Here is a 12850-nt window from a genome sequence, read left to right as displayed (position 1 = left end):
CTGTCCAAGCAGGACCCCGACGGCTGGGGCAAGTCACCGGGTTTCGGCACCACCGTCGACTTCCCGGCGGTGCCCGGCGCGCTGGGCGAGAACGGCAATGGCGGCATGGTGACCGGCTGCGCGACCACACCGGGCTGCCTGGCGTACATCGGCATCAGCTTCCTGGATCAAGCCCAGCAAAAGGGACTGGGTGAGGCGCAGCTGGCAAATGCATCCGGCAAATACCTGCTGCCCGACGCCCGAAGCATCCAGGCCGAGGCCGCCGGCTTCGCGTCGACGACGCCGGCGAACCAGGCCATCTCACTGATCAACGGCCCGGCCGCGGACGGGTACCCGATCGTCAACTACGAGTACGCCATCGTCAACAGCAGCCAGCGCGACAGCGCCACCGCCCAGACACTGCAGGCCTTCCTGCACTGGGCGATCACCGACGGCAACGGCACCTCGTTCCTGGACAAAGTCCACTTCCAGCCGCTGCCCGCCCAGGTGGTGAAGTTATCGGACGCCCAGATCGCCAAGATCACCGGCCAGTAGCTCCCGTCGGGTCGTGATTACCAACTCCTCGACACCTAAGGGGCACCACCGCGAGACCTCCGTGCGGCGCGGGCTGGACCGGATTCGTGGCGCGAGCCGGTCGGGCCTGGCCGTACGTTGGCTGGGTGTGGTAAGCGCGGTGATTCCGCTGCTCGTGTTGCTGTTCGTGCTGACGACGCTGCTTCTCGAGGCGTTGCCGGCGATCCGGGTCAACGGGCTGCACTTCTTTACCGCCACCGACTGGAACCTTGGCAACACCTACGGCGACGCCGTCGTCAGCCACGGCGTCCGACATCCGGTCGGTGCCTATTACGGAGCCTTGCCGCTCATCGTCGGGACGCTGGCGACCTCCGCGATCGCCCTGATCATTGCGGTGCCGGTGTCGCTTGGCGCGGCGTTGGTGATCGTGGAGCGGTTGCCCAGGCGTGTCGCGTCGGTTATCGGGATGGTGCTCGAATTGCTCGCCGGCATCCCCAGTGTCATCGTCGGCCTTTGGGGCGCAATGACGTTCGGGCCGTTTGTCGCCCACCACGTCGCTCCGGTGATCGCCCGTAACGCCCCCGATGTGCCGTTGCTCAACTATTTGCGCGGCGACCCCGGTAACGGGGAGGGCATGTTGGTGTCCGGTCTGGTGCTGGCGGTGATGGTCATTCCCATCATCGCCAGCACCACCCGTGACCTGATCCGACAGGTGCCCGTACTGCCTCGTGAGGGTGCGATCGCGCTGGGATTGACCGACTGGGAGTGTGCGCGAAGAGTCACCCTGCCGTGGGTGTCCAGCGGCATCGTCGGCGCGGTGGTCCTCGGGCTCGGACGTGCATTGGGAGAGACGATGGCGGTCGCCATGGTGTCCGGAGCGGTGTTAGGTGCGATGCCCACCAACATCTACGCGACTATGACCACGATCGCCGCGACCGTGGTGTCGCAGTTGGATTCGGCGATGACCGACTTCACTGACTTCGCGGTGAAGACCCTCGCCGAGGTTTCCCTGGTGCTGATGCTGATCACGTTGCTGACGAACGTGGCGGCCCGGGCGATGGTGCGCAGGGTGTCAGGAACCGCACTACCAGTGGGACGAGGTGTCTGAGGTGAGCGTGACGCGGCGCAAGATCGTCAACACGCTGTTCTGGGCGGCCTGCACGTGCTGTTTGGCGGTGGTGGTCGTGCCGACGCTGTGGATGATGTTCGAAGTCGTCGGCCGCGCGCTGCCGGTGTTCAAATGGTCTGTGCTGGTGGACAACACACGCGGCAATGGCGGTGGCCTGCGCAACGCAGTCATCGGCACGGTTGTCGTCGGCGTCGGGGTCATGCTGGGGGGGGGCTCCGTGAGCGTGTTGACGGGGATTTATTTGTCCGAATTCGCCCGCGGCAGAACGCGATCCATCCTGCGCGCCGCCTACGAGGTTTTGTCCGGCATCCCGTCTATCGTGCTCGGCTACGTCGGCTATCTGGCGCTGGTCGTGACGTTCCACTGGGGATTCTCCCTCGCGGCGGGAGTGTTGACCCTCTCGGCCATGAGTATTCCGTACATCGCCAAGGCCACCGAGTCGGCGCTGTCGCAGGTGCCGACCTCCTACCGGGAGGGAGCCGAGGCGCTCGGGCTGCCACCGGGTTGGACCCTCCGCAAAATCGTGCTCAAATCGGCAATCCCCGGAATCGTCACCGGCCTTTTGGTAGCGCTCGCCCTAGCCGTCGGCGAGACGGCGCCGATGCTCTACACGGCGGGCTGGTCGAACTCCGCCCCGACCGGACAGCTCACCGGCTCACCCGTCGGTTACCTGACCTACCCGATCTGGACGTTCTACAACCTGCCGTCGAAGACGGCTCGCGCTCTGTCCTACGACGCAGCGTTCCTGCTGATCGTATTCGTGTTCCTGCTGATCATCCTCGGGCGGCTGATCACCTGGTTCGCCCGGCGGCACTCGGAATCGGCCTAATCATCATGGGCGGTTCCGCGCGCTCAGCCGCCCGGCAGACGGACCACCTGCACGAAGAACTCGTCGATCTGGCGGACGGCCTTCATGAACTGGTCCAGGTCAACGGGTTTGGTGACGTACGCGTTCGCGTGCAGCTTGTAGCTTTTGAGGATGTCCTCCTCCGCCGAGGAGGTGGTGAGCACCACGACCGGGATCTGCGCCAGCTCGGGGTCGGACTTGACCTTCTCCAGCAGCTGGCGGCCGTCGTACTTGGGCAGATTCAGGTCGAGCAGGATGAGGTCGGGCCGCGGCGCCTCGGCGAACCTCCCGCGCCGGTAGAGGTAGTCGAGGCCTTCCTCCCCGTCGTGGGCGACGTGCAGCCTGTTCTTGAGCTTGTTGTGCTCGAACGCCTCCCGGGTGATGAGCTCGTCGCCCGGGTCGTCCTCGACGAGCAGGATGTCGATCGCCCGGCCCTCTGGTGTCGTCATTGATGCGCTCCTTCCACAGCGATCGAGTCTGTTTCGTCGACGGGTTTGGCACCGGGCAGGGTGAACTCGAACCGGGTTCCGTCGGTGTAGGACGTGTCGATGCGAACCGTGCCGCCGTGCTGCTCGATGATCTTCTTGACCAGTGCCAGGCCCACACCGGTTCCGGCGTACACGTCGCGGCCGTGCAGCCGCTGAAAGATCACGAAGACCTTGTCGGAGAATTCCTCCGGGATGCCGATGCCGTTGTCGGCCACGCTCACCAACCATTGGCCGTCATGGGCGCCGGTGCCCGGCTCGCATTCGATGACGACGTGCGGTCGGCGATCCTTGTGCCGGAACTTGATCGCGTTGCCGATCAGGTTCTGCCACAGCATCGTCAGCAGCATCGGGTCCCCGACGAGCCGCGGCAGCGGCTGCGCGGGACGCACGATCTCCGCCTCGGTTTCCTCGATCGCGGTGGCCAGGTTCGCCAGACCGGCATCCAGCGCCGCATCGAGCTGCACCACGGCTTCGGTGGTGCCCAGCCGGCCGACCCGCGAGAAGGTGAGCAAGTCGTTGATCAGCGCCTGCATGCGCTTGGCCCCGTCGACCGCGAATCCGATGTATTCGATGCCGCGTTCGTCGAGCTGGTCGCCGTAACGCTTTTCCAGCAGCTGGCAAAAGGACGCGACCTTGCGCAGCGGCTCCTGCAGATCGTGCGATGCGACGTAGGCGAACTGCTCGAGTTCGGTGTTGGATCGCCGCAATTCGGCGGTTTGCTCGTCCAGTTGCGCCTGCGCCGACCGCGACACCTCGAGCTCGTCGACGATGCGCTTGCGCATGTTCTCCACGTCGATCGCCATGTTGCGGATGTCGCTGGGCCGCCGCGGCGGTGAGATCGTCTCCCCGAAGTTGCCCTGGGTGATACTTCGGCAGGACGCGGCCAGCGCCGCGATCGGCCGGGTGACCGCGGCGCGGCTGGCCAGGCCCAGCAGCAGCGCCGTCCCGAGCACGATCAGCACCGTGGCGCCCAGCACCCAGTCGCGCCAGCGGTTGATCTCGTTGACCTCGTGCATGGCCTCGGCTCGGGCGGCGGTCAGGTGCGTGCTCTGCGTCTCGAAAAGCTCACGCAGATGGTCGAATTTGTTCTTGCCCAGGTCAGCGGTGCGGGTGCTGATGTAGGAAGGCGTTCTAGGGGCCACGTCGGCGATCAACGGCTCGGCGTAGGTCGTCCGCCAGTCGGCTGCGGCGGCTTGGACCGCGTCCAGATCGGCGATCAGTTCCGCGCGCCCGCCCACCAGACGCCGAATCTCGTCGGCGGCTGCCTGTTCGGTGCGCTGCCCGTCGTAATACGGCGCGAGGAACTGCCGGTCGGCGGCGATGAGGTAGCCGCGCATGCCCGTCTCCTGGTCGCCCAACGCCCCCTGCAAGCGGGCCGCGGCGACGCGCGCCGGCTGGATGCTTTCGGCCGTCTGGCGCGACACCTCGTCGGTGCGATGCAGCAGCGCGGTGCCGACCAACGCCCCGACCAGCACCGTCGCGCCCATCACCCACAGCACCAGCGCCAGCCATCCCCGCACGGTGAGGTCTGTGAACCGCAGCGGGCGCGGTGCCGTCACGTGGTGGTCCGCTCGACGCGCAGGACGGCGATGTCGTCGGTCAGGCCGCCGCGCGGCTCGGCGAGCGCCTGGGCGCCGTTGATCAACGCGTCGACGAAGGCCGGGCCGGGCTTGTTCGCGTGCGCGCGGGCGAGAGCGAGCAGGCCGTCCTCGCCGAGCCGTTGCGCGCCCTGGCCCGAATAGCCCTCGAAGAGCCCGTCGGTCAGCAACAGCAGGGCGCTCCCGGCGGGCAGCTCCAGCTCTTCGGACGGCCAGTCGTCGGCGCACAGGCCCAGCGCCGGGCCGCCCGCCGGCTCGTACCACTCCACGGTTCCCGTCGTCTGCACCAGCATCGGCGGATGGCCGGCGCGCACCACGCGGACCCGCGCGCTGTCGGGCGCGATCTCGAGGGACAGCACCGTCGCGAAGATCCCCGTCTCGGTTCGCTCGGAATACAGGACCCGCTCGAGCTGGCGCATCAGGTCGACCCCGCGCACGTCGGCAAAGGTGAGCGCGCGGAACGCGATCCGCAGCGCCGCGCCCAGCGCGGCCTCGTGCGGACCGTGTCCGGCGACGTCGCCGATCAGCACGTGCACGACCCGGTCCGGCGTCTGGATGACGTCGTAGAAGTCCCCGCACAGCAACGCGTCCTCGCGGCTCGGCCGGTATCGGGCGACGATGTCCACGCCCGGGCGCTCCAGCAGCAGCGGCGAGGGCAGCAGGCCGCGTTCCAGCAGCGCGTTCTCCCGGGCCCGCAGTCGGGTCGCGTGCAGGTCGGCGGCGATCAACTCGGCGCGCTTGCGCTCGATTGCGTACAGCACCGCCCGGCGCAGCATGTCCGCCTCGACCCGGCCCTTGACCAGGTAGTCCTGGGCGCCGGCGGCCACCGCCGAAGCCCCGAAGTACTCGTCATTCAGCCCGGTCAGCACCACGATGGGCACGGTGGCATCGAGCTCGGCGACGCGGTTGAGCGCGTCGATCCCGCTGGCGTCGGGCAGGTTGAGATCCAGCAGCACGCAGTCGGGCCGGGCGGATCCCAGCTCGCGCTCGGCATGTGCCATCGACTGCGCCCACACCACCCGGGTGCCGGCGACCGCATCGTTGACCAGGTCTTCCACCAGCACCGCGTCGGCGCGGTCGTCCTCGACCAACAGCAACGACAATGACTGCCGACTCGCCGTCGGAGCGATCGGCGCGCGCGTCGGTATCAATTCCCGGCCATCTGTGGACGGAGACGGGAAGTCAGGTTCTGCACCGCAGACCCCCTTGCCGCGACAAGACGCGAGTCGGTGACTGTTTACCGACCGCCGGTGTCGACTTCACGCACCGAGTGCAGATCCTAAGGGGTGGGGCGGCGCTTTCCGCAACGACATCGCCGAAAGACGCTCAGCGCAGCAACGCCCGCGACATCACCACGCGCTGAATCTGATTGGTGCCCTCGTAGATCTGAGTGATCTTGGCGTCACGCATCATTCGCTCGACGGGGAAGTCGACCGTGTAGCCGGCCCCGCCGAACAGCTGCACCGCGTCGGTGGTGACTTCCATCGCGACGTCGGAGGCCAGGCACTTGGAGGCCGCGGAAATGAAGCCCAGGTTGGACTCGCCGCGCTCGGCGCGGGCGGCGGCGTGGTACACCATCAGCCGGGCGGCCTCGACCTTCATGGCCATGTCGGCGAGCATGAACTGCACGCCCTGGTTGTCGCTGACGGGGCGGCCGAACTGCTTGCGGTCCTTGGTGTATGCGATGGCCGCGTCCAATGCGCCCTGGGCGATGCCGACGGCCTGGGCGCCGATCGTGGGCCGGGTGTGGTCCAGCGTCGCCAGCGCGGTCTTGAATCCGGTGCCGGGGTCGCCGATGATCCGGTCGCCCGGGATGCGGCAGTTCTCGAAGTACAGCTCGGTGGTCGGCGAGCCCTTGATGCCGAGCTTTTTCTCCTTGGGCCCCACGGTGAAGCCCTCGTCGTCCTTGTGCACCATGAACGACGAGATGCCGTTGGCGCCCTTGTCCGGGTCGCTCACCGCCATGACGGTGTACCAGCTCGACTTGCCGCCGTTGGTGATCCAGCACTTGGCGCCGTTGAGGATCCAGTCGTCGCCGTCGGCCTTGGCGCGGGTCCGCATGGACGCCGCGTCGCTGCCGGCCTCGCGCTCGCTCAGCGCGTAGGACGCCATGGCGGTGCCGTCCGCGATCGACGGCAGCACCTGCTTCTTCAGCTCGTCTGAACCGCGCAGGATCAGGCCCATGGTGCCCAGCTTGTTCACGGCGGGAATCAGCGACGCCGACGTGTCGACGCGGGCGACTTCCTCGATCACGATGCACGCAGCGACCGAGTCCGCGCCCTGCCCGCCGTACTCCTCGGGCACGTGCACGGCGTTGAACCCGGAGGCGTTCAGCGCCTCGAGCGCCTCGTCGGGGAACCGCGAGTTCTCGTCCACGTCGGCGGCGTGCGGGGCGATCTCCTTCTCCGCCAGCGCGCGGATCGCGGCCCGCAACTCCTGGTGCTCCTCGGGCAGTTGGAACAGATCGAAATCGGGGTGTCCGGCCCATCCAGCCATCTCGGCCTCCTAATTACTACTCGCCGGTAACTTTACCTTGACGCTGCTGCAGCGCTTCATCCTTGGCCCGCACGCTGTCCGCCAGCCGCCCCTGGAACTCGACGATGCGCGCGCGCAGCGCCGGGTCCGACGACCCGAGGATGCGCACCGCGAGCAGGCCCGCGTTACGCGCGCCGCCGATGGAGACCGTGGCCACCGGGACCCCGGCGGGCATCTGCACGATCGACAGCAACGAGTCCAGGCCGTCCAGGCGCGCCAGCGGCACCGGCACACCGATCACCGGCAGCGGCGTCGCGGACGCGACCATGCCGGGCAGGTGCGCGGATCCCCCGGCCCCGGCGATGATCACCTCGATGCCGCGCCCGGCCGCGTCGTGCGCGTAGTCGAACATCACCCCGGGCGTGCGGTGCGCCGAGACGACCCTGACTTCGTGCGGGATGTCGAACTCGGCCAGCGCGGCGGCGGCGTCGGCCATCACCGACCAGTCGCTGTCGCTGCCCATGATCACCCCGACCCGAGGCGCGTCATGTGCCCGCTCACTCGCCGTCATTGACGCCGCTCCTCCTCATCACATGGCTCGCGCATCGTCGCGGGCGTGTGGATCCCATCCGTCCGCCCATCGCCCGTGTGACAACCAGTGTGCCGCCAACTCGGCGCGTTCCCGCAGCTTCCCCACGCTGTCGCGGTCGGAGCCGACGAAGTTGATGTGCCCGACCTTGCGACCGGGACGTTCCTGTTTGCCGTAGAGGTGGACGCGGGCGTCGGGCATCCGCGCGAACAGGTGATGCAGCCGCTCGTCGACGCTCATCCGTGGGGTTTCGGGGGCGCCCAGCACGTTGGCCATCACGGTCACCGGCGCGATGGCGTCGGTATCGCCGAGCGGATAGTCCAGCACCGCGCGCAGATGCTGCTCGAACTGACTCGTGCGCGACCCGTCCATGGTCCAGTGCCCGGAGTTGTGCGGGCGCATCGCCAGCTCGTTGACCAGCAGTTCGCCCCCGTCGGGTCCCGCGGTCTCGAAGAGCTCGACGGCCAGCACGCCGACCACGCCGAGTTCGGCGGCCAGCCGCAACGCCAGCTGCTGCGCGGCTGCGGCGCGCGGTGCGGACAGCTCCGGCGCGGGCGCGACCACCTGCACGCAGATCCCGTCCCGCTGCACCGTCTCGACCACCGGCCACGCCGCGCCCTGGCCGAACGGTGACCGCGCCACCAGGGCGGATAGTTCGCGGCGCAGATCCACCTGCTCCTCGGCCATCACCGGCACCCCATCGGCGAGGAAGGCGGCCGCGATCTCGCGGGCGTGCGACGAGTCGCGCGCCATCCGCACGCCGCGCCCGTCGTAGCCGCCGCGGACCGCCTTCACGACCACGGGCCCGGCGATGCGCCGTGCGAAGGCGTCGAGGTCGTCGATACGCGCGATCTCGGCGTAGCGGGGCACCGGAACGCCGAGGGCCTCCAGCCGGCGGCGCATGACCAGCTTGTCCTGCGCGTGCGCCAGGGCCTGGGGCGGCGGCGCCACGTTGACACCCTCGCCGACCAGCGCCTCGAGCAGGTCGTTCGGCACGTGTTCGTGGTCGAAGGTCAGCACGTCGGCGCCCGCGGCCACCCCGCGCAGGGCGTCGAGGTCGGTGTGTGAGCCGATCACGACGTCGGGCGCGACCAGCGCGGCCGGGTCGTCCGCGGCGGTGGCCAGCACCCGCAGGGTCTGGCCCAGGGCGATCGCCGCCTGATGCGTCATCCGCGCGAGCTGACCGCCGCCGACCATCGCGACCACGGGGACGACGCGCGGCGCGGTCCGGGGGGCCGCGGGGCGCGTTTCGAGGGGGGCGGCGCCCGGCGGGCGTGTACTCGGCACGCGCATCATCGTGTCACGGCACGACAAACTCGCGCTAAAGGCGTGTTGACCGGGGCCGACGCCGAATTGTTATGTACGATTTTGCGCCGAATTTGTGTCCGTCCGTACACTGACGTGTTGTGTCCTTCGCCGAAGCCACGATCGCGCGTCTACCTAGGGTTATGCAGCCCTATTTGCAGCGCCACCACGAACTGATCAAATTCGCCATCGTCGGCGGAACCACATTCGTCATCGACTCGGCGATTTTCTACACGCTGAAGCTGACAATTCTGGAATCGAAACCGGTGACGGCAAAGGTGATCGCCGGCATTGTCGCGGTCATCGCGTCCTACGTGCTGAACCGGGAGTGGAGCTTCCGCAACCGCGGCGGGCGCGAGCGCCACCACGAGGCGCTGCTGTTCTTCGCGTTCAGCGGCGTCGGGGTTCTGCTGTCCATGGCGCCGTTGTGGTTCTCCAGCTACGTGTTGCAACTGCGCGAGCCGACGGTGTCGCTGGCGGTGGAGAACGTCGCCGACTTCATCTCCGCCTACATCATCGGCAATTTGCTCCAGATGGCGTTCCGGTTCTGGGCGTTCCGGCGCTGGGTGTTCCCCGACCAGTTCGCGCGCGACCCCGAGAAGGCGCTGGAATCCGCCCTCACCGCCGGCGGGATCGCCGAGATCTTCGAGGACGCGATGGAGGACGGCCTGCAAAACGGCAACGTCACCTTGCTGCGCGCCTGGCGCAACAGGTCCGGCGGGGCAGGCCGGCCGGGTCAACTGGGCGATTCTTCGGAACCCAGGGTGTCGAAGACTTCGTGATACAGCAGCGCGTGCACCTCGCGCAGCCGCGGAATGTCGTAGAACTCCAACGGGTCTTGTGACGCCGATTCGATGATCAGCGTCCCGGTGCGCAGCATGCGCTCGGTGATCCGGTCGCGGAATTCCACGCTGTTGATCCTGGCCAGCGGGATGTCGATGCCGGTGCGGGTCAGCACGCCGTGCCGAAACATCACCCGCCGGTTGGTCACCACGAAATGGGTGGTCAGCCAGGTCAGCAACGGCCACAGCGTCAGCCAGCCCACGATCACCAGCCAGACGCCCCAGATGACCCCGTAGATGATGTTCTTGGCCAGCTGGCTCCAGTGCGTCGAGTTGAGGTATCCGGAACCGAACGCGGCCAGCCCGGTCACCAGGATGAGCACCAACACCGGCCAGATCAGCCGCTTCCAGTGCGGGTGGCGATGCACGATGACGTGTTCGCCGGCGGCCAGGACGTTATCCGGGTAGCCCATGGCGCCGACCTTAGCCGCGCGACGCCCCGGGGTACCAGCGGCGATCGCAAGCGCGGCGAAGCCGGGCGCAGCGGGTCGCCGCCCTCGGGCTACCAGCGGCGATCGCAAGCGCGGCGAAGCCGGGCGCAGCGGGTCGCCGCCCTCGGGCTAGCAGCGGCGATCGCAAGCGCGGCGAAGCCGGGCGCAGCGGGTCGCCGCCCTCGGGCTAGCGCAAGTGCACCACGTCGCCTGCCGCGACGACGACGGTCTGCCCGCCGCCTGGCCCCGTCGCTTCCAGGCACAGCCTGCCCTGATCGTCGACGGCGCTGGCGGTCCCTTCGACCTGCTTGCCGCCGGGCAGGTGGGCGCGCACCCGGGTGCCGATGGTCAGGCTGCGCGCCCGGTAGTCGGCGGCCAGCGACCAGTCGGCCCCCCGCGCCGCGCGCCACGCCACGATTCGCCGTCCCAGCTCGGTCAGCAGGCCGGCCACCAGCCGGGTGCGGTCGGGCGCGGCGACGCCCAGGTCGAGCAGCGACGTCGCACCGGGGCCGTCGATCTCGTCGGCGGACTGAGTCACGTTGAGCCCCAAGCCGATAACGACGACGGGCTTGGCCACCTCGGCGAGGATCCCGGCCAGCTTGCCCGGTGATTCCCGCGGGCCGGCCAGCACGTCGTTGGGCCATTTGAGGCCCGCCTGCGCTCCCGTCCCGGCCAGCAGCGGCGTCACGGTGTCGACCACCGCGACCCCGGCGGCCAGCGGCAGCCAGCCCCACCCGGTGGTCGGGACGTCGACGACGCTGACGCCGACCGACATGGTGACCTGGGCGCGCGGCGTGGCCGACCAGCCGCGGCCGTGCCGCCCGCGCCCGGCGGTCTGATGCTCGGCGATCAGCACCGCACCCGCGACGTCGTCGCCCGACGCCGCGCGCTCCAGCAGGTCGGCGTTGGTGGAGCCGGTCTGCTCGACGATATCGAGCCTGCGCCAGCCCAGCCCGGTGCCGATCAACTCGGCGCGCAATGCGCTCTCGTCCAACGGCGTTCGAAGCCGATCCCGTTCCGTCACAACACCGAGCCTAGGACTCAGGGGCGACGGTCGCGCATGTCCATGACGGCCAAATGGCTGAACAGCATGCTGGTTCCGATCGGATTACCGCCGCCGGGATACGCGGTGCCGCTGGGGGCCGCCATGGTGTTGCCCGCCGCGTACAGGCCGGGAATGGGATTGCCGGACCTGTCGAGCACCCGCGCCGCGGTGTCGGTGCGCAGGCCGCCCTTGGTGCCCAGGTCGGAGATGCCGAACGCGGCGGCGTGATATGGCGGCGAGTCGATGGACACCAGCGGCGACGCGCCCGCCGAGAACGCGCGGTCGAACGCCTCGTCGCCGCGGCCGAAATCCTCGTCGACGCCGGCGGCGGCGAACTCGTTGAACCGGGCCACGGTTGCCGCCAGCCGGCCGGCCGGGACACCGATCTCGTCGGCCAGCTCCTCCAGGGTGTCGGCGGTGTGCCACAAACCGGCCGCGACGTACTTTTCCGTCTCGACGATGGTGACGTTGGCGGCCTTGACGGGCGGCACCTCGCCTTCCTTATCGTCGTAGATCATCCAGTACGGCAACGTGATTGAGCCGTCGCGCAGTTGGGCGATGATCTCGCGGCCGGCCCGGTCGTAGGCGCGGGACTCGTTGACGAACCGGTTGCCGTCCTGGTTGACGAAGATGCCGCCGGTGAACCACAGCGCGAACGCGGACCGGCCGTCGGGATGGGTCATGCCGGGTGACCACCAGGCCTGGTCGAGCAGGTCGGTGTCGGCGCCCGCGGCGACGCCGGCCTGCAGTGCCAGGCCGCGACTTCCCGGGCCGCCCATGGTGTCTCGCGACGTTCCGGGCACGCCGTAGCGCCGCCGCAGCTCCTCGTTGTTCTCGAAGCCCCCGGCGGCCAGCAGCACCCCGCGGCGCGCGCGGACGGCGCGTCGCTCGCCGGCGGTCTCGACGATCGCACCCGTGACGCGGCCTTCGGAGACGACCAGCTCGACCAGGGCCGTGTCGCGCCGCAGCGACGCCGTCGGGTACTGCCCGATGGCCTTGAGGAACCGCGCGATCAGCGCGCGGCCGCCCACGTAGTAGTCGTCGGGTGGTTCGGCGCCGAGCCGGTCGGTGTCCAACGGGCCGCGGATCGCCGCGCGCCATTCGGGGGCGGCGGCCACCCTCAATGGTTTGGCGGCGATGTGGCGCCGGCCGTCCAGGCGCGCCTTGGGTGCCTTGCCGTAGTAGTCGGGCCAGGGCAGCGGCACGAACTTCAGGTTCGGGTCGGCCTCGAGGTACTCGATCAGCGGCGCGCCGCCGCGGACGTAGGTCTCCTGCAGCTCGCGGGGCGTGCGGTCGCCGACCACCGCGTGGTAATAGGTGAGCGCGTCCTCGATGGTGTCGTCGAAGGCGGCGTCGGCGCCATTGGCGGCGGCCCGCCTCAGCACGGGATTGCACGGGAACCAGACCCCACCCCCGCCGGAGTAGGCGGTGGTGCCGCCGAATTTGTCGGTCGCCTCGACCAGCAGCACCTCGAGGCCTTCGCGTGCCGCGGTGTACGCGCCGGTGACGCCGCCGCCGCCGGACCCCGCGACCAGCACGTCATGTTCCTCAGCCCAGTCCACCACGCAGTCCCCGCAACCATGACTCG

General features: G+C 69.1%; 13 protein-coding genes. 4 read left to right on the top strand and 9 right to left on the bottom strand.

Annotated features, from left to right (window positions below):
* From OQ789_RS21390 to pstA, 3 genes are all read left to right on the top strand, one after another.
* Nucleotides 1-534 (top strand): substrate-binding domain-containing protein (locus OQ789_RS21390; RefSeq protein ID WP_324688167.1); only part of this gene is annotated, 534 nt, incomplete at its 5' end.
* 73 nt (nt 535-607) lie between these two features.
* On the top strand, nt 608-1621 hold the full coding sequence (gene pstC, locus OQ789_RS21385) for a phosphate ABC transporter permease subunit PstC (RefSeq protein ID WP_324688233.1): 1014 nt from the start codon (nt 608-610) through the stop codon (nt 1619-1621).
* A 1-nt stretch (nt 1622) separates the two neighbouring features.
* Nucleotides 1623-2471, top strand: coding sequence for a phosphate ABC transporter permease PstA (gene pstA / locus OQ789_RS21380; RefSeq protein ID WP_324688166.1), 849 nt, complete (start codon nt 1623-1625; stop codon nt 2469-2471).
* A gap of 23 nt (nt 2472-2494) precedes the next feature.
* Here pstA and OQ789_RS21375 read toward each other — a convergent pair whose 3' ends face one another.
* The 6 genes from OQ789_RS21375 to OQ789_RS21350 form a co-directional block, all read right to left on the bottom strand.
* The gene (locus tag OQ789_RS21375) at nt 2495-2938 is read right to left on the bottom strand and encodes a response regulator (protein WP_324688165.1); all 444 of its coding nucleotides are present in this window, start codon (nt 2936-2938) and stop codon (nt 2495-2497) included.
* Nucleotides 2935-4536 (bottom strand): sensor histidine kinase, encoded by a 1602-nt coding sequence (locus OQ789_RS21370; protein ID WP_324688163.1) that lies wholly within the window; start codon nt 4534-4536, stop codon nt 2935-2937. The genes OQ789_RS21375 and OQ789_RS21370 overlap by 4 nt, the downstream gene beginning before the upstream one ends.
* The gene (locus OQ789_RS21365) at nt 4533-5678 is read right to left on the bottom strand and encodes a PP2C family protein-serine/threonine phosphatase (RefSeq protein WP_324688162.1); all 1146 of its coding nucleotides are present in this window, start codon (nt 5676-5678) and stop codon (nt 4533-4535) included. Before OQ789_RS21365 ends, OQ789_RS21370 begins: the two co-directional genes overlap by 4 nt.
* Before the next feature lie 223 nt (nt 5679-5901).
* On the bottom strand, nt 5902-7071 hold the full coding sequence (locus OQ789_RS21360) for an acyl-CoA dehydrogenase (protein ID WP_324688161.1): 1170 nt from the start codon (nt 7069-7071) through the stop codon (nt 5902-5904).
* Nucleotides 7072-7087: 16 nt separating this feature from the next.
* Complete coding sequence (gene purE / locus OQ789_RS21355; protein WP_324688159.1) at nt 7088-7621, bottom strand: 5-(carboxyamino)imidazole ribonucleotide mutase; 534 nt, start codon at nt 7619-7621, stop codon at nt 7088-7090.
* A gap of 18 nt (nt 7622-7639) precedes the next feature.
* Nucleotides 7640-8935 (bottom strand): 5-(carboxyamino)imidazole ribonucleotide synthase, encoded by a 1296-nt coding sequence (locus OQ789_RS21350; RefSeq protein ID WP_420716168.1) that lies wholly within the window; start codon nt 8933-8935, stop codon nt 7640-7642.
* A gap of 110 nt (nt 8936-9045) precedes the next feature.
* Here OQ789_RS21350 and OQ789_RS21345 point away from each other — a divergent pair, with 110 nt between their 5' ends.
* The gene (locus OQ789_RS21345) at nt 9046-9726 is read left to right on the top strand and encodes a GtrA family protein (RefSeq protein WP_324688157.1); all 681 of its coding nucleotides are present in this window, start codon (nt 9046-9048) and stop codon (nt 9724-9726) included.
* Here the strand turns inward: OQ789_RS21345 and OQ789_RS21340 are convergent.
* From OQ789_RS21340 to OQ789_RS21330, 3 genes are all read right to left on the bottom strand, one after another.
* The gene (locus OQ789_RS21340) at nt 9681-10199 is read right to left on the bottom strand and encodes a PH domain-containing protein (protein ID WP_324688156.1); all 519 of its coding nucleotides are present in this window, start codon (nt 10197-10199) and stop codon (nt 9681-9683) included. The two genes, OQ789_RS21345 and OQ789_RS21340, sit on opposite strands and share 46 nt — an antisense overlap.
* A gap of 205 nt (nt 10200-10404) precedes the next feature.
* Nucleotides 10405-11241: a biotin--[acetyl-CoA-carboxylase] ligase gene (locus OQ789_RS21335; RefSeq protein WP_324688155.1), complete on the bottom strand. Its 837-nt coding sequence runs from the start codon at nt 11239-11241 to the stop codon at nt 10405-10407.
* A gap of 17 nt (nt 11242-11258) precedes the next feature.
* On the bottom strand, nt 11259-12824 hold the full coding sequence (locus OQ789_RS21330; RefSeq protein ID WP_324688154.1) for an FAD-binding protein: 1566 nt from the start codon (nt 12822-12824) through the stop codon (nt 11259-11261).
* Nucleotides 12825-12850 lie beyond the last annotated feature (26 nt).

Source organism: Mycobacterium sp. 94-17 (assembly GCF_035617725.1).
In the GTDB taxonomy this organism is placed as follows: Bacteria; Actinomycetota; Actinomycetes; order Mycobacteriales; family Mycobacteriaceae; genus Mycobacterium.
Note: the sequence above shows the minus strand (reverse complement) of the source record. Positions and strands in the feature narration are given on the sequence as shown.